This is a genomic window from Bradyrhizobium sp. in8p8 (assembly GCF_000426845.1).
GTDB classification, from domain to species: domain Bacteria; phylum Pseudomonadota; class Alphaproteobacteria; order Rhizobiales; family Xanthobacteraceae; genus Bradyrhizobium; species Bradyrhizobium japonicum_C.
In genome coordinates this window covers 244,176-260,707 of record NZ_AUGD01000004.1, presented here as the reverse complement: position 1 = coordinate 260,707, position 16,532 = coordinate 244,176, and the positions used below count along the sequence as shown (strand labels likewise).

The 16,532-nt window shown below is 65.2% G+C and carries 17 protein-coding genes; 4 read left to right on the top strand and 13 right to left on the bottom strand.

Annotated elements, in window-relative coordinates; all coding sequences use genetic code 11:
• Entirely contained in the window at nucleotides 1-609 is a 609-nt protein-coding gene (gene phnH, locus K408_RS0113805; protein WP_024339079.1) for a phosphonate C-P lyase system protein PhnH, read from the bottom strand.
• Between the two features lie 4 nt (nucleotides 610-613).
• Complete coding sequence (gene phnG / locus K408_RS0113800) at nucleotides 614-1,078, bottom strand: phosphonate C-P lyase system protein PhnG (RefSeq protein WP_024339080.1); 465 nt, start codon at nucleotides 1,076-1,078, stop codon at nucleotides 614-616.
• 105 nt (nucleotides 1,079-1,183) lie between these two features.
• Here phnG and phnF point away from each other — a divergent pair, with 105 nt between their 5' ends.
• Nucleotides 1,184-1,912 (top strand): phosphonate metabolism transcriptional regulator PhnF, encoded by a 729-nt coding sequence (phnF, locus tag K408_RS0113795; RefSeq protein WP_024339081.1) that lies wholly within the window; start codon nucleotides 1,184-1,186, stop codon nucleotides 1,910-1,912.
• 121 nt (nucleotides 1,913-2,033) lie between these two features.
• Here the strand turns inward: phnF and phnE (K408_RS0113790) are convergent, their stop codons facing one another.
• From phnE (K408_RS0113790) to phnC, 4 genes are all read right to left on the bottom strand, one after another.
• On the bottom strand, nucleotides 2,034-2,882 hold the full coding sequence (gene phnE, locus K408_RS0113790; protein WP_024339082.1) for a phosphonate ABC transporter, permease protein PhnE: 849 nt from the start codon (nucleotides 2,880-2,882) through the stop codon (nucleotides 2,034-2,036).
• The gene (phnE, locus tag K408_RS0113785; protein ID WP_024339083.1) at nucleotides 2,879-3,763 is read right to left on the bottom strand and encodes a phosphonate ABC transporter, permease protein PhnE; all 885 of its coding nucleotides are present in this window, start codon (nucleotides 3,761-3,763) and stop codon (nucleotides 2,879-2,881) included. Before phnE (K408_RS0113785) ends, phnE (K408_RS0113790) begins: the two co-directional genes overlap by 4 nt.
• Nucleotides 3,764-3,834: 71 nt before the next feature.
• A complete protein-coding gene (gene phnD / locus K408_RS0113780) occupies nucleotides 3,835-4,764 on the bottom strand; it encodes a phosphonate ABC transporter substrate-binding protein (RefSeq protein WP_024339084.1) in 930 nt (309 codons plus the stop codon).
• Between the two features lie 63 nt (nucleotides 4,765-4,827).
• Complete coding sequence (phnC, locus tag K408_RS0113775; RefSeq protein ID WP_024339085.1) at nucleotides 4,828-5,637, bottom strand: phosphonate ABC transporter ATP-binding protein; 810 nt, start codon at nucleotides 5,635-5,637, stop codon at nucleotides 4,828-4,830.
• A 173-nt stretch (nucleotides 5,638-5,810) separates the two neighbouring features.
• Here phnC and K408_RS0113770 point away from each other — a divergent pair, with 173 nt between their 5' ends.
• From K408_RS0113770 to K408_RS0113760, 3 genes are read left to right on the top strand one after another with little or no spacing between them, the layout of a single operon-like run.
• On the top strand, nucleotides 5,811-6,479 hold the full coding sequence (locus K408_RS0113770) for a transferase hexapeptide repeat family protein (protein ID WP_024339086.1): 669 nt from the start codon (nucleotides 5,811-5,813) through the stop codon (nucleotides 6,477-6,479).
• Complete coding sequence (locus K408_RS0113765; RefSeq protein WP_024339087.1) at nucleotides 6,476-7,669, top strand: alpha-D-ribose 1-methylphosphonate 5-triphosphate diphosphatase; 1,194 nt, start codon at nucleotides 6,476-6,478, stop codon at nucleotides 7,667-7,669. The genes K408_RS0113770 and K408_RS0113765 overlap by 4 nt, the downstream gene beginning before the upstream one ends.
• Nucleotides 7,670-7,687: 18 nt before the next feature.
• A complete protein-coding gene (locus K408_RS0113760; protein ID WP_024339088.1) occupies nucleotides 7,688-8,386 on the top strand; it encodes a DUF1045 domain-containing protein in 699 nt (232 codons plus the stop codon).
• A 115-nt stretch (nucleotides 8,387-8,501) separates the two neighbouring features.
• Here K408_RS0113760 and K408_RS0113755 read toward each other — a convergent pair whose 3' ends face one another.
• From K408_RS0113755 to aroQ, 7 genes are all read right to left on the bottom strand, one after another.
• A complete protein-coding gene (locus K408_RS0113755; protein WP_028145888.1) occupies nucleotides 8,502-9,440 on the bottom strand; it encodes a dihydrodipicolinate synthase family protein in 939 nt (312 codons plus the stop codon).
• 121 nt (nucleotides 9,441-9,561) lie between these two features.
• A complete protein-coding gene (locus K408_RS0113750) occupies nucleotides 9,562-11,643 on the bottom strand; it encodes a methyl-accepting chemotaxis protein (protein WP_024339090.1) in 2,082 nt (693 codons plus the stop codon).
• 119 nt (nucleotides 11,644-11,762) lie between these two features.
• A complete protein-coding gene (locus K408_RS0113745) occupies nucleotides 11,763-12,533 on the bottom strand; it encodes an enoyl-CoA hydratase (protein WP_024339091.1) in 771 nt (256 codons plus the stop codon).
• A complete protein-coding gene (locus K408_RS0113740) occupies nucleotides 12,530-12,976 on the bottom strand; it encodes a MarR family winged helix-turn-helix transcriptional regulator (protein ID WP_024339092.1) in 447 nt (148 codons plus the stop codon). Before K408_RS0113740 ends, K408_RS0113745 begins: the two co-directional genes overlap by 4 nt.
• A 91-nt stretch (nucleotides 12,977-13,067) precedes the next feature.
• Nucleotides 13,068-14,312 carry a phosphoglycerate dehydrogenase gene (gene serA / locus K408_RS0113735; protein WP_024339093.1) on the bottom strand — a complete coding sequence of 415 codons (1,245 nt, stop codon included), beginning with the start codon at nucleotides 14,310-14,312 and terminating at the stop codon, nucleotides 13,068-13,070.
• A 117-nt stretch (nucleotides 14,313-14,429) separates the two neighbouring features.
• A complete protein-coding gene (locus tag K408_RS0113730; protein ID WP_024339094.1) occupies nucleotides 14,430-15,662 on the bottom strand; it encodes a rhodanese-like domain-containing protein in 1,233 nt (410 codons plus the stop codon).
• Nucleotides 15,663-15,953: 291 nt separating this feature from the next.
• Entirely contained in the window at nucleotides 15,954-16,385 is a 432-nt protein-coding gene (gene aroQ / locus K408_RS0113725; RefSeq protein WP_024339095.1) for a type II 3-dehydroquinate dehydratase, read from the bottom strand.
• Nucleotides 16,386-16,532: the final 147 nt, after the last annotated feature.

The following is a 16,532-nucleotide window of genomic DNA, read 5'->3' as shown; positions in this document are numbered from 1 at the left end:
TCAGCTTTCCTTGCTCACGACGCGCGTAGTGCGGGGGATCGCAACCACGGCATCATCCGCGACCAGCACCACATCGATGCCGCGCGGAAACAGCGCCTCGTTGACATGCAGGCGCTCGAATAGATCGTAAGGCGTGATCGACGCCTTGAGCGTCGCGACACCGTCGATGCCGGGGCCGCGCAGCTCGAAGCCGCGCCCGGCATCGAGCGAATCGACCTGGAGAATCACCGTGGTCGATCGATCCGGATATTCGCTGGTGCCGAGCGCAAAACGCTCCAGCGAGGGCAAAGCTGCGCCATCGCCGATCAGCGCGAAGCCTGCAATGGACGTGTCCTGCACCACCGGGGCGCCGGTGTGAAACTTGAGCCACTTCACCACGTCCGAGCTCTCCGCCATCCGCGCGTCGAGCCAGAGCGGCGTGTCGTGATCGAACAGCGTCAGCGCGATCGCAGCGGTGCCCCGCATCATCGGCCCTGGCGTCCCCGCTCCCGGCACAATGCGCCGGACCGAACCCGGCCGCGCCATCGCATCCATGACCGAGCGGAAGGTCGACTGTGCCGACAACACCTTGTCTACGAAACCGGGCGGCAGTTCTGCAATCGTGGTCATGATCTCACCCCTCACCGCGCACCATGGTGTAGAAATCAACCTTCGTCGCAGCGGTCTCTTCCGCGGCCCGCTGACGCTTGATCATGAGCTGGTCGCGCAACGGGGCAATCACGTCGCGCTCCAGCGCGCTGCCGAATTCACGGGATTGCACCAGCGCATCGCATAGCGCGATCAGCCGCGCCTTCTCACCGTCGCGTCCCAGCGTATAGCCGAAGCCGATCTCGCCGGTCGCAAGCCGCACCGCGGCGCGCGACACCGTGGCTTCGCCGAGATTGAACGGTGCTCCGTCGCCCCCGACCCGGCCGCGCAGCATGACGAGGCCGTTTTCGGGCGCGCGCAGATCCTGATGGGCCGGGAGTGCCAGGTTGCGGAGGCGAGCGGCGATCTCGCCCGCCTCCGCGTGCGCCAGCACCGCCATCGCGGCCCTGCGCTGGGCTTGCTGATTGTTGTGCTGCGTCACCTGCTCCACCGAACTTGCCGCGCCGAAGTTGTCTATGATAATAGACAACTTCATACGGACGCGCCATGACCGTTTCGTGACAATGATGTGATTTCTGGAGTAGGCTTCCGCGACATGAGCATGCAGGACACAGCCTCTTCGGGCGTCGCGCTCTGGCGTCTCGTCGCCGACGGCATCGAGCGCGGCATCGCGGACGGCCGCTTTGCGGCGGGCGACAAGCTTCCCGGTGAGGTGGAGATCGCCGAGGCCTATCGCGTCAACCGTCACACCGTGCGGCGCGCGCTGGCTGCGCTCGCCGAGCGCGGTCTCGTGCGCGCCGAGCGCGGCAGCGGAACCTATGTCGAGGCGCAGAAGCTCGCCTATCCCTTGCGCTCGCGCACGCGATTTTCCGAGATCGTCGGCGCCGGAGGACGGGAGCCGCATGGGCGTCTGATCGAGGCAAGCGATGATGTCGCGACGCGCGAGCTCGCGCGGGAGCTGGGGTTGAAGACCGGCGCACCGCTGGTGCGAATCGAGGCGATCCGCCTCGCTGATCGCACGCCGATCTGCGTCTCGACCACCTGGCTCTCGGCGGAACTGTTTCCGGACGCGGGCGCCGTGTTCGCAGCCACGCACTCCATGACGAAGCTGCTCGCGCATTACGGCGTGCGCGACTACCGCCGCGGCGCGACCCGAATTACCGCCGGCATCGTCGACGCGACCGATGCCGTACGGCTCGATCTGGCGCTGGGTCGGCCGATTCTCGTGGTCGACGCCACCGACCACGACCTCGCGGGCAAGCCGCTGCTGACCAAGCATTCGCGCTTCGCCGCGGAGCGGGTGGAGTTCTTGGTGGAGTCGTAGGCGACCGCAGCCAGTTCCACGTTCCGGTCATACCCGGGCTTGAGCCGGGCATTCTCCGTTCCGATCCCACAAAAAGAGCGTGGATGGCCGGGTCAAGCCCGGCCATGACGGAAAGGATCTTCTACACCACCGGCCTTCGCCCGATGATCGCAAAGCGCAGCTTGCCCGAGATGAAATCGATCGCGGCGACTGCGATCAGGATCATCAGGATCAGGAACGAGACCTTCTGCCATTCCAGCACGCGGATCTGCTCGGCTAGTTGCAGGCCGATACCGCCGGCGCCGACGATGCCGATGATGGTGGCCGATCGGGTGTTCGATTCGATATAGTAGAGCACCTGGCCGGCGATGACGGGCAGCACCTGCGGCATCAGACCGAAACGGATCTCGTGCAGGGCACTGCCGCCGGAGGCACGGATGCCCTCGACCTCCTTCTGGTCGGCGGCCTCGATCGCTTCCGAGAACAATTTGCCGAACGCGCCGAAATCCGACACCGCGATCGCCAGCACCCCGGCAAACGGCCCGAGACCCACGACATTGATCCAGACCAGCGCCCAGATCAGCGTGTCGACGCCGCGAATCGAATCGAGGAAGCGCCGGACCGGGAAACGGAAGAAGCCCGACGGCACGATGTTGCGCGCGGCAAGCAGGCTCACCGGGAGTGCGAACAGGGCGGCGAGCGTGGTACCGAGCAGCGCGATCGACAGCGTCTCTCCGAGCGCCTTCAGATAGAGCGGCAGCGACGAGCCGGGATCGGGCGGGATCATCATCATCGTGATCCAGCCAAGCTGATTGACGCCGGCAACGAAACGCGACGGCGAAAAGTCGAGGTCGACCAGCCCGAACACCAGGAGCGCGAGCGCGGCGGCAAGCATCGCCGGCGTCGCGAGCCGCGCCGACGCCGGCCGGTTGAAGACATTCGGGTGGCGCGCGCGAAGCTGTACCGTATCGACCTCGGGGTGGCGGCTCATGTCCGCGCCTCGCTGCCGAACAGGCGGCCGCGCAGCCAGCCGGTGCCGATGTCGATAAGGAAGACCGTGACGATGATGGTCAGAAGGATCGCGCTGACGTCCGAATAGTAGAACTTGCGGATCGCAACAATCAGCTCCTGTCCGATGCCGCCGGCCCCGACAAAGCCCATCACCGAGGCTTCTCGTACATTGATCTCGAAGCGCAGCAGCGCGTAGCTGGCATAGCCTGCGATCACCTGCGGCAGCACGGCAAAGCGCATGCAGGACAGCCAGCTTGCCCCGGTCGAGCGCACGCCTTCGACCGGCCTCATGTCCGCATTCTCGACGATCTCGGAGAACAATTTGCCGAGCGCGCCGGTCGAGTGGATGGCGATCGCCAGCACGCCCGCCATCGGTCCGAGGCCGAAGGCAATGACGAAGATCAACGCGAATACGATGCTCGGCACGGTGCGGGCGAATTCAAGCAGGCGACGCACGACGAAGAGCAGCCAGCGCGCCGGCGCGGTGTTCGCGGCCGCAAAGAAGTTCAAGCCGAAGGCGAGGATAGCCCCGATCAACGTACCGACATAGCTCACCAGAAGCGTTTCGGCGAGCAGCTTCAGCCATTTGCGCCAGCCCCAGAACCACTCGCCGAGATCGGTCCAGACGCGCTGGCCAGTGTCGAGCGTGAGAATACGATCGAAGTAGCTGACGAAATTGCCGAAATGGGTGAAGAAGGTGCGCAAGTTCACTTCGGCGCCGACCGCAGCGACAAGCAGCGCGGCGATGAACAGCACAGTGCCAAGCAGCAGCCGTAACCGCTTGCGTGCGACCGCCTTGCGATAGGCCGCATTCAGCACAGTCAGCTGCTGCTCGGGAAGGATCGAAACCGCAATTGTCATTCGGTGGGAGGCGAGCCGATCATGGAAAGAGCCGGGTCGATTGACCCGGCTCGGGCGATGTGTCCCTACGATCAGGACGCCTTCTTGCGCAGATGGTCGACGAACTTAATCAGCTCGATCGTTTTGTTGTACTCTTCGTTCGTGACCGGATCCCAGGGCTTGTTCTTGCCGTCGGAGAGCTTCTTGAAGGCTTCGGGGTCCTTCTGCGCGGCGTCCAGGAACGCCTTCTTGATCGCGGTTTTCATGTCGTCCGGAAGGTCGCTGAGATAGGCGACGGGCGAATTGATGATCATGTCCGATTTCACGATGACGCGGAAGTCCTCCTTCTTCATCGGCGCGCCGTCGGCGTTCTTCACCATGCCCTTGTTGAGCATGCGGGTCAGGTTGGAATCATCCTCGGCGTTCCACCAGTTGGCGGCGACATCCACAGTGCCTTGCGCCAGCGCCAGCACCGCGTTTTCATGGCTCCCGGTGAAGACGACCTTGGAGAAATAGGCCTCGGGATCGACGCCCATCTGGTTCAGCTTGAAGCGGGGCATGTTGTTGCCCGACGTCGAGTTCGGGTCGACCAACCCGAGGTTCTTGCCCTTGAGGTCCTCGATCTTCTGGTAGGGCGATTTCGCGAGCACGTAGAAGACCGAGTAGTAGCCCTTCGAGCCGTCAGCATTGACCTCGATCGCAAACGCATCGGTCTTGACACCGGTCAGCCGGGCGCGGGCAAAGGCCGCAGGGCCGTAATAGCCGATGTGAATGTTTCCGGCGCGCTGGCCTTCGATCACGGCGGCATAGTCGTTGGCGACGCGCAGCGTGACCTTCGTACCGAGTTCCTTCGACAGATAGTTGATGAAGGGCGTAAACCGCTCGGTCACACCGGAGGCATTCTCCGCCGGAACGACGGCCAGAGTGATCTCCGGGTATTTCTTCCGCCAGTCTTCGGCGGAGGCGGAGGTGGTGAAGGCCAGGGCCGCGGCACCGGCAAGAACCAATCGACGAGTAATCATGATACCCCTCTTCTTCAGCTGGAGTTCGTTTAACGCGAGACGTTGAGTGTGCGCTCCCGCCGCTCAGGCGGCGGCAGCGCTGCCGAGCGCCGGAACACCCTCGGGCGCGGCGGCCGGCGCACCACCCATGACCTCGTTGGCTTCGAGATCGTAGAGCTCGCGCGCGACCTGATCGGTCAGCATCGACGGCGCGCCGTCGAACACCACGCGGCCCGCGGCCATGCCGATCAGGCGGTCGCAGTAGCTGCGGGCGAGATCGAGCGAATGCAGATTGCAGAGCACGGTGATGCCGAAATGCTTGTTGATGCGCAGAAGCGCATCCATCACGACCTTGGTGTTGCGCGGGTCGAGCGAGGCAATCGGCTCGTCGGCCAGAATAATGTCGGGCTGTTGCACCAGGGCGCGCGCGATCGCCACGCGCTGCTGCTGACCGCCGGAGAGCTGGTCGGCGCGCTGGGCGGCAAGCGACGCGATATCGAACTGTTCCAGCGCGGACATCGCCAGCGCCTTGTCCTGCTCCGGCCAAATTTGGGACAGTGAGCGCCAGGCCGGCATGGCCGCTAGCCGTCCCATCAGGACGTTCGTGAGGACATCGAGCCGGCCGACCAGATTGAACTGCTGGAAGATCATCGCTGACCGCGCCCGCCATTGGCGCAACTCTTTGCCGCGCAATGCGGTGACGTCGACGCCATCGAACAGGATGCGCCCCTCGGTCGGCGTCACCAGTCGATTGATGCTCCGCAGCAAGGTCGACTTGCCGGCGCCGGATCGCCCGATCACACCGACGAAGCCGCCGGGGGACACTTGAAACGAGGTGTCGTCCACAGCGGCTTTTGTGCCGAAGCGACACGTCAGACCATCCACCACCAGCATGCCAGGCTCCAGATTTGCTGGGCCCAACCGCTAACGTCGGTGCTTAACACTTGTGTGACAGTACCGTTGCGGTGCGGCGATCCTGTGCGGTTCATCCCCCGTCATCTCGACGTCATGACATTGTCATCAAGCCGCTCGAAGAGGAACGCCCGCCTTCGCACCAGGGATACGACATGGCCAAAATTCTCTCGGTTCAGCCGACCATCGACCCTTCGGCCGTGCTGCATGAGACCCGGCTCGGCGCCTATACCGAGGTCGGCGCACGCACCATCCTGCATGAAGTGGCGATGGGCGATTACTCCTATGTCGTGAACGATTCGCAGATCACCTACACCACTGTCGGAAAGTTCTGCTCGATCGCGGCAATGACGCGCATCAATCCGGGCAACCATCCGATGCACCGCGCGACACAGGCGCATTTCACCTACCGCTCCAGCGCCTATTTCGAGGGCGAGAGCGACGATGCCGAATTCTTCGAGTGGCGGCGCCAGCATCACATCCATATCGGCCACGACGTCTGGATCGGCCACGGCGCCGTCGTGCTGCCGGGTCGCAACATCGGCACCGGCGCGGTGATTGCCGCCGGCGCCATCGTCACCAAGGACGTGCCGGCCTACACCATCGTTGCCGGCAATCCGGCCCGGATCGTGCGGCGGCGCTTCTCGGAGGAGATCGCTGGGCGGCTTGCCAGGCTCGCGTGGTGGGACTGGGATCACGACAAGTTGCGCCGGGCGCTGCCGGATTTTCGCAAGCTCGGGATTGAAGATTTTCTTGCGACATACGAAGCACAGGCGAGCCCTCTCACCAATTCTCCCGCCAGCAAACGAAGCGCGATCGCGTGACAGACATAGTCCTCGAAAGCGGCCGGGCCCTGATCGGCACCGAGTTCGTCGAAACCTCACTTCTGGTATCCGGAACGGATATCGCCCAGGTCGATGCTTCTCGAGGCCGTGCGCGGCTGGCGCTCGATGCCCGCGACCTGCTGGTGCTGCCGGGCATCGTCGATCTGCACGGCGATGCCTTCGAGCGGCAGATGATGCCCCGCGCAGGCGTCAATTTCCCAATCGACGTCGCGCTTGCCGACAGCGATCGCCAGGCGATCAGCAACGGCATCACCACGGTGTTTCACGCCACGACCTGTTCCTGGGAGCCGGGCCTGCGCAGCGCCGACAATGCGCGCGGACTGCTGGAAGCCATCGAGCGGCAGCGCCCGCAATTCGCTGCCGATACCCGCTTCCACCTGCGCCACGAAACCTACAATCTCGACGCCGAGGCCGAGATCAGCCAGTGGCTCGCTGACGGCCGCGTCGACCTGTTCGCCTTCAACGACCACATGGACGGGACCGTCGCCGACATGGCCAAGCCCCGCAAGCGCAACCGCATGGTGGAGCGGACCTGCCTTTCGATCGACGAGTTCGATCGGCTGGTCGAGCGCGTGGTTTCGCGCGCCGACGCTGTGCCGGCCTCGGTATCGCGGCTGGCTGCGGTCGCCCGCGCTGCCGGGGTGCGAATGCTTTCGCATGACGATGCGACGCCGGCGATGCGCCGGCATTTTCGCGAACTCGGCGCTCACATCGCGGAGTTTCCGATCAACGAGGAGACGGCGCGCGCCGCTGCGGATGCCGGTGACGCCATCGTCTACGGCGCGCCCAACGTCGTGCGCGGCGGCAGCCACACCGGCTGGACCAGAGCATCGGACATGATCGCCAAGGGCCTCTGCTCGGTGCTGGCGTCGGACTATTATTATCCCGCGCAGCTGCTCGCCGCGTTCCGGCTCGCTGCCGACGGCGTGCTGCCGCTGGCGAAGGCCTGGGACCTGGTCTCCGCCGGCCCCGCGCGCGCGACCGGCCTTGCCGATCGCGGCATGCTCGCGGAAGGATGCCGCGCCGACATTCTCCTCGTCGACGGCAGCATGGCGCTACGCCCGCGGCTGATCGCGGTGATCTCAGGTGGCAAGCTCGTGCATCTCAGCGATGCAACTCGGCTGCTCACCGCGGCAGCGGCGCCGCGCCAGGCTATCGTGGCCGCCTAAATTGGCTATGCTGAGGCGATGACAGGTCTTCCCCGCTACGCGATCTATTTTGCCGCAGGCCGCAACAGCGCCCTCTCCCGCTTCGGCGCCGAGCTGCTCGGCTATGATGCCTGCACCGGCAACGAACTAGCCTTTCCCGCCGACGCTTTGCAGCTCGCTGCGGACTGGAGCGACGTCACCGCCGACCCCCGCAAGTACGGTTTTCACGCGACGCTGAAAGCGCCGATGGTGCTAGCGTCCGGCAAGACCGAGGTGGAGCTGATGGCCGCCTGCGCGGCATTCGCCGGCAGGTCACGACCGCGCCCCGTGATTCGGCCGATTGTGGATTCCATCAGCGGATTCATTGCCGTCATTCCGGCCGAACCGGTCGATGCACTGCAACAGCTCGCCGCCGATTGCGTGCGCGATTTCGATCCGTTTCGCGCCGCGCTGACGGCGGAGGATCGCGCACGTCGACGGCCCGAGAAGCTGAGCCAGCGGCAGCGCGATTATCTCGACCGCTGGGGCTACCCTTACGTGATGGAGGAGTTCCGCTTCCACATGACGCTGACCGGGCGGCTGGATGTCGAGCGGCGCGGGCCGATCCTCGAGATGCTGCGGGGGCGATTTGCAGGGCTGAAGCTCGAGAGCTTGATGATCGACCGTATCGCGCTGTTCAGGCAAGATGATGCCAAGGCGCGCTTCCGCGTCATTGGCGAGTGGCTGCTGGCCGAGTAACCTCCAAACTGGTCATTGCGAGCGCAGCGAAGCAATCCAGATAGTCCAGATTGTCTCCGCAAGGTGCTCTGGATTACTTCCTCGGTTGCGCTCCTCGCAATGACGGCGGAGAGAGCTACTTTCCCCACCGCAGCGCCAGTGCGTCGCGCTCCTTCGCAAGCTCCAGCAGGCCCGCCCGCGTTGCCGGATGCAGCGGCTGGAGCGGATGGCGCACCGCATCCGACTTGATGATCCCGCCGGCCTGCATCATCACCTTGCAGGCGATCAGGCCGCATTGGCGGTTCTCGTAGTTGATCAGCGGCAGCCAGCGCTCGTAGGCGGCCTTGGCCTTTTCGCGATCGCCGGCGAAATAGGGGTCCACGATCTGCCGGATGCCGTCGGCATAGCCGCCGCCAGTCATCGCGCCGGTGGCGCCGGCGTCGAGGTCGGCCAGCAGCGTGATTGCCTCCTCGCCGTCCCATGGGCCTTCGATGTCCTTGCCGCCGGCCTCGATCAGGCTGCGGAGCTTTGCGGCCGCGCCGGCCACCTCGATCTTGAAGTAGCGGATGTTGGAGAAGTCGCGCGCCAGTCGCGCGAGCAGCTCGACCGACAGCGGCGTGCCGGCAACAGGTGCGTCCTGAATCATGATGGGAATGTCGATCGCGCCGGAGAGGACCTTAAAGAATTCGATGATGCCTTTCTCGGGGACCCGGAACGTCGCGCCGTGATAGGGCGGCATCACCATCACCATGGCGGCGCCCGCCGCCTCCGCTTGCTTGCTGCGGGCCGCGCAGACGGCCGAGCTGAAATGCGTGGTGGTGACGATCACGGGAACCCGGCCTGCAACATGCTCCAGCACGGCGTGCATCACGGCCTCTCGTTCCGCATCGGTGAGCACGAATTGCTCGGAAAAATTGGCGAGGATGCAGACGCCGTGGGAGCCGGCATCGATCATGAAATCGATGCAGCGGCGCTGGCCTTCGAGGTCGAGCTCACCGCGCTCGTCGAAAATGGTGGGCGCGACGGGGAACACTCCGCGATAGGGACGCGGGGCCTTGTGTGGGGTGACCGGCATCGAACTCTCCATCCCTGACGTGTCTTCTGTCTGGTGCCGCTAGCGAGCTGTGGCGGCACAGATGTACCTGCCGCGCGGACCGGCGGCAATGCCCGCTCGTCACTCGACGGAGAGATCAATCTTATGCGGTCTTCACCGCTCCCAGGAAGCCCTCGACCGCGACGCGGAGGCGATCCGCGTCGACCGACATCTTCTTGACGGACTCCGACAGCACCGTGCCGGCGTTGCCGGTCTCCTGATTAAGTCTCGCGACGCTGCCGATGGTGTCGGTGACCTCGCGGGTGCCCTGAGCTGCCTGCTGGAAATTGCGCGAAATCTCGGTGGTCGCCGCGCGTTGCTGCTCGACCGCGGCGGCGATCGCGGTCATCTTCTCGTCGATGCCGCTGATGGCGCCGCCGATCGAGCGGATCGCAGCAACAGCCTGGCCGGTCGCGCCCTGGATCTCCTCGACCTGGCGCGAGATCTCTTCGGTCGCTGTCGCCGTCTGCGCAGCGAGGCTCTTGACCTCACCTGCAACCACGGCGAAGCCGCGGCCGGCCTCGCCTGCCCGCGCAGCTTCGATGGTGGCGTTCAGGGCCAGAAGGTTGGTCTGGCCGGCGATGGCGTTGATCATCTTGACGACCTCGCCGATGCGGCTTGCAGTCTGGTCGAGGATCTCCACCGTCGCATTGGTCTGCTCAGCCTGTGCGACAGCTTCGCGGGCCTCCCGTGCGCTCGACTGCACCTGCGCGGAAATCTCGCCGACGGATGCGGAGAGCTCCTCGGTCGCGGCAGCGATAGTCTCGAGATTGTTGGTGGCCTGCTCGGCGGCGGATGAAACCGCGGCGGTCTGGCTGCTCGATTCCGAGACCAGCGAGCGTACGCCGGTTGCGGTGGCATCGAGCTCCTGCGTCGAGGCCACGACGCTCTGGATGACCGCCTGCACCGCATCATCAAAGCTGCGGCAGGCTGCGTCGACGCTGCCGGAGCGGGCGAGCTGCAGCGCCTGTTGCGATTCGCGCTCCCGGCCCAGCCGTTCCGCCGTCGCCGCGCTCTCGCGCAGGCTTTCAAGCGCAGCAGCCATGGTGCCGAACTCGTCGCGATGGCGGGGTTGCGGCACCGGCGTCTCATAGTCACGTGCGCTGATGCGGGCGATGGCGTCGAGGATAGCGCCCACCGGCCGCACGAGACGGTTGCGCACCACGAACACGCCGGTCAGGGTCACGGCCAGCGCGAGCAGGAATGCGAGCGATTGCACGACCAGATTGGTGAGGGCCTTCGCCTGAACCGTGTCGGCGCGCGCGATCGACAGGTCGAGTGCCTTGTTCGCGACCGCGACGATGGAGGCGAACGGAGACTGGCACAACGCGTTCCATTCCGAAGCCGGCATCGCGGGACGGCCGCTGCCGTCCAAGTTCCTGGTGATGTCGCCGATCTGCTTGAGGACACCGTCGGTCCTGGCGCGCGCCTCCTTGGCGGTGTTAACGAGGTCGGTCGTCACGTCAGGCGCCGCCAGCACCTCCTCCATGCCGGTCCAGCCGGCGGTAATGATGCCGTTCCAGCCTGCCACCGTCTGCTTCTGCCTCTCGTCGAGCGGCTTGCTGGCATTGACGTTCGGGCGCAAGGTCGAGCACTGGATGCCGTAGCGATCTCGCACCTGCCAGGCGAGGCGGCGGACCTGGATCATGCGGGCGATGAAGGGATCGTTCATCCAGGCCCGGTTCGACACCGCGGTGGACGCCAGATTGGCCGGCTCGATCACCTTGGTCACCGCATCGTACCAGGGTGCCGTGCGCTCCACTTTGCGGTCGGCGCGCGGCAGCTTGGCCTCGTCATAGAACAGCTGGAACTTCGGCGCGGCCTCGCTCCAGCGCTGCTTCAACGTGGCCGCGAGCTCGTCGCGCCGGGCGAATTCGACGGTGGAGAGCGCGGCGATGATGGCATCGAAGCCGGCCTGCTCCGCCTTCTCCGCGACACCGAGCTTGGCGCGCGGATCGTCCTCGCCTAGCAGCACGCTCTGCGCGTCGCCGCGATTGTTACGCAACGCGAGCACGCCATGGAATATCGCCTTGTCGGCATTCGCGAGCCGCTCGGTCTCCAGGCTGTCGCTGTAACGGCCGAAGGCCCCGACCATCTGTATGGCCGTGCTGGTCAGCGCACCGGCGGCCAGCAGCGTCATCAGAACCAGGAGGAGCGTGCTTACCGATTTCTTAAAAATTGACATGGACCAAAAGACCTACTCGTCGCGAGCGGTCATCTTGCAGGGGGACATGCCAAAGTTTCGTTAAGGTTTATTCAAATGATGTGTGTCCCGGGAAGTACCGGTCCCAGGAACTTGGGCCTTTACGCCACTTTCGTGAAATCCGGAGGGCGGCGCTCGGCGAATGCCGTGAACGCCTCACGCGCCTCGGCAGTGCGCAGGCGCTGCGCGAACTGCTCGCCTTCGGCCTGCATCTGAGCGACCAGAGCCTCTCCGTTGCGCATCAGCCGCTTGGTCGCTGTGAGGGCGCCGGCCGGCTGGCGGGCAAGACGCTGCGCCAGTGCAAGCGCCTCGGCATCGAGCCTCTCGAGCGGAACCACACGGTTGGCAAGCCCCCATTCCAGCGCCGACTTGGCCGGCACGGTCTCGCCGAGCGCAAACATCTCATAGGCGCGCGCATGGCCGATACGCGCCGGCATCAGCAGACTGGAAGCAGCCTCCGGCACGAGCGCGAGGCTGACGAACGGCGTCGATAATTGCGCATTGTCGGCGAGGACGACGAGATCGCAATGCAGCAGCATCGTGGTGCCGACGCCGACGGCGCGGCCCTGCACGGCCGCGACCAGCGGCCGGGTGCAGCGCGCCAGCGACTGGATGAAACGTACGACGTTGCGGCTGCCTTCCGATTTTCCGGCTGCGACAGCGGCGAATTCCCCGACATCGTTGCCGGCGGTGAACATGTCGCCCTCGCCGCGAATCAGGATCACGCGGGCGGACGGATCGAACTCGGCAGATTCGATTGCATCGCCGAGCTTGCCGTACATCGCATCGGTCAGCGCGTTCTTCTTGTCGGGGCGCGCCAATGTCAACGTGAGAATTCCGCCGCTGTTATCGATCCGGACGTGCTCGGTCATTCGTCTGCTCCTCTTGGAAACTTGTCCTGAATGCTCGTCAGCCAGCGCGCGACGATGTCGATCTCCGCTGCCGTAAATCCTTCCGTCAGCGCCGCGTTGACCTCTGCCGCGCCTGCTTTGGCCTGCGCCAGCGCGGCGCGCCCCTTCGGCGTCAACCAGATCCGCCAGGCGCGGCCGTCTTCGCGATCAGCCCGCCGCTCGATCAGCTTTGCGGCTGCGGTGCGGTCGACGAGGCCCGAGATGCCGCCCGGCCCCAGATCAAGCGCCGCGCCCGCCTCGCCCATCAGCACGCCATCCTGCTTGCCGAGAATGAAGAGCAGCCCGGCCTGTGCCGGCGTCACCGCGCTCTCCGGCCGCGCAGCCATCCAGCGCTGCAAGCGCCGGTTCGCGACGCTCAGCAGGTAGATCAGCCGGTGGTGTCCCGCGCCGCTATTATTTCGCATGCGAAATATATAGACAAGCGCGGGGCTTTTGTCAAACGAGGCGTTTCGCTAAACCGCGCAGGTGAAACTCGAAGCCCGGCAGACGACCGCTTTAATGCTCGAACACCAGCCGTGCGCCGACCGTCCCCTCGAGGCTGCGGATCTGCTGGAGCAATTCGCCGGAATCCTGACCACCGAGATCGGCGTCGAGCACGACATAGCCGAGGTCGCCGGCGGTCTCCAGATATTGCGCGGCGATGTTGATGTCCCGCTGGAGGAAGACCTCGTTCAGCCGCCGCAGCATGCCCGGCACGTTGCGATGGACATGGCTGAAGCGCGCGCCGGAGGGGCGAAGATGCAACTGCACTTCGGGGAAATTCACCGCGCCCATGGTCGAGCCGGTGATGTAATAGTCGACCAGCTTGCGCGCGACTTCGCCGCCGATGCGCTCCTGCGCCTCCTCGGTCGATCCACCGATATGCGGCGTGAGGATGACGTTCTCGAGGCCCTGCACCGGACTCTTGAAACGCTCCGCGTTCGAAGACGGCTCGACCGGAAATACGTCGATCGCCGCGCCGGCAAGGTGACCGTCGCGCAGGGCGCCGGCGAGCGCATCGAGATCGACCACGGTGCCGCGGCTATTGTTGATGAGGAACGAGCCGGGCTTCATCGCCCGCAGTTCCTTCTCCCCGATCATGCCCGCGGTCTCCGGTGTCTCCGGCACGTGCAGGCTGACGACGTCGCTCTGCGCCAGCAGCTCTTCGAGCTTCTCGACCGGCTCGGTGTTGCCGTGGCGGAGCTTGTCAGTGCGGTCGAAATAGATCACGCGCATGCCCATGGCTTCGGCCAGAGTCGAGAGCTGCGAGCCGATATTGCCGTAGCCGACGATGCCGAGCGTGCGGCCGCGCACCTCGCGGCTGCCGGTCGCCGACTTGTCCCAGCCGCCGGCATGGGCCGAGACCGAGCGCGGAAAGATCCGCCGCAGCAGCATCACGATCTCGCCGATCACGAGCTCGGCGACGCTGCGGGTGTTGGAGAACGGCGCGTTGAAGACGGGAATTCCGCGCTTGCGCGCCGCCGAAAGATCGACCTGGTTGGTGCCGACGCTGAAGCAGCCGACCGCGAGAAGCTGGTCGGCTGCGCCCAGCACGTCGTCGGTGATCTGGGTGCGAGAGCGGATGCCGAGCAACGACACGCCCTTGAGCGCGCGCCGCAGATCCTCGCCGTCCAGTGCCTTGGTCAGCCGCTCGACATTGGTGAAACCCGCGCTCCTGAACAGATCCACGGCACTGTCGTTGACGCCTTCGAGCAGCAGCGCCTTGGCGCTTCGCTCAGGGCTTCGGCCTGGGGCTGACATGAAATCTCCGTAAGTCACAGCTTCGACGCAGCTCATAGACCGCGGACGGCGCGCGGCACAATAGCGCTCGATAGGGGGAGAAGTTGGCCCGCTTAGGCGCCCGTCGCCCCCGTCAGGTCAAATCACATAGAATCCATGCGTGCCGTCACGGCGGAGCTGCTCGACGAGGCCGTACTCCCACTCGAGATAGGCCTGCATCGCAGCTTCGGCCACGTCGGTCCCTTCGTAGGGCCGGCGGTAACGGTGTGCGGGATTTGGTTTCGGCAGGACGTGCGGCGGCCCGACCTCGAGCGCACCGTCATAGCCGCCTTCGAGCACATAAACCTCCCAGCCCATCTGTGCCAGCCAGGACGCCGTCATGTCGGCCCGAATGTTCTTGTCGTCCGTCAGGAGAATGCGTGCACCGCGGACGGGCGCGGCCATGTCGGTTTCCTGGACCAGTTGGCCGCCAGGATAGTGTCGGAAACCTGGGAGATGGCCGGCCGCATATTCCTCGGCGTCGCGCACGTCGAAGCGATAGAGCGTGCGAGCGGTCTGCGTGGCAAGCGCCGACATCTCGTTCGCACCGACATGGCGGACGCCAGCCCGATAGGCGACATCGCGGGCCTTGGCCAGGCCGCCTTCGACCGGCCCGATGGCGCCGCGCCTGTCGGAGCCGTGATCGAGCGTATGCCGCGCCAGCGTCCAGCCGATCGTGCCGTTGCGCAGCGCGTGCACCCTGTTGGGCACACCGGCATTGATCAGAGACTGGGTGCCGATGATGGAGCGGGTGCGACCGGCGCAGTTGACGATGATGGTGGTGTCGGGATCGGGCGCGGCTTGACCTGCCCGCAGGACCAGCTCGGCGCCGGGCACGCTGACCGAGCCCGGGATGTTCATGGTCGCATATTCGTCGAAACGGCGGACGTCGAGGATGGCGATGTTGGCCTTGTCGGCGATGAGTCTTGCGACCTCGTCGGCGGTGAGCGAGGGCGTGTGGCGGCGCGACTCGACCAGCTCGCCGAACGCTTTCGAATAGGAGTTGACGTCCTCGAAGGCTTCATAGCCTGCCGCGCGCCAGGCCTTCAGGCCGCCGCCGAGTGCGCTGACATCGGTGTAGCCGAGCGCGGCCAGACGCTCGGCTCCCGCCTCGACCAGCTCCTCGCCGTCATCATAGAGAACGATGGGCACATTTTTGCGCGGCAATCTCACCTCGGCTTCGACCTCGATCCGGTCGGCGGCCATGTTGGCGGCAAACAGCGGGTGTCCCGTCGCGAAGGCGGCCTCGTATCTGAGATCGAGAAGCGCGATCTCTTCGCGCAGCAGCAGGGCGCGGCGAATATCGGCTGGGCCGACTGTGGGAAGCTTCATGGCTTGGACCTTGAGAATAGAGCCACGAGCTTTTGCCCCATGGCGGCGGCGTTTGCCAGCGATATTGGAGACAAGACAAACGCGCAAAGACCAGACTAGTCGCATTCGTATGTGGCGACGACCCGCGAGAAAGTCGCGTCGAGAAAGCGCGTCGGGATGCGCGCAGCCGATCGTCAGCGACACCGTACATGATCGCGACAAAGGCGCCCTCGACGCCACCCAGACCCGCGAATTGCCTCCGTCATCACGCCGCCCTCGCTGCGAGGAGCAGATCTCCGCTGCCGCGCCAGCTCACTTCATGTTCGCGATCGCGTGCAGCGCTGCGATGTACCCGAACGGCCCCAGCCCGCAGATCACGCCGGTCGCCACGAACGAGATCTTCGAGTGGCGGTGATATTCGTCGCGGGCGTGGATGTTGGAGATGTGCACCTCCAGCACCGGACCCTCGAACGTCTTGATCGCGTCCATGATCGAGACCGAGGTGAAGGAGAGACCGGCCGGGTTGATGACGATGGCGTCGGCGTCCTGCCGCGCCGATTGGATCAGATCGACGAGTACACCCTCATGGTTGGACTGGTGGAAGGCAAGCTTGAGCCCGAGCATGGCGGCAGCCTGCTCGCAGCTTGCGTTGACCTCTGTGAGCGTCGTGGTGCCGTAGATGTGCGGCTCACGGATGCCAAGCATGTTGAGGTTGGGGCCGTTGAGGATCATGACACGTTTCATCGGGGCGTCCTTTCGCGCGAGTGCGCCGCGCTGGCCGACCCTGCGGGAGCTGCGGCGTCGGTGTGGCCGGTCCGCCAATCATGAACGGCGAGCGCACCATAGACAAAATGTCCACGACAGCCCTGACCTCCCCGAAGAAACCCGGTC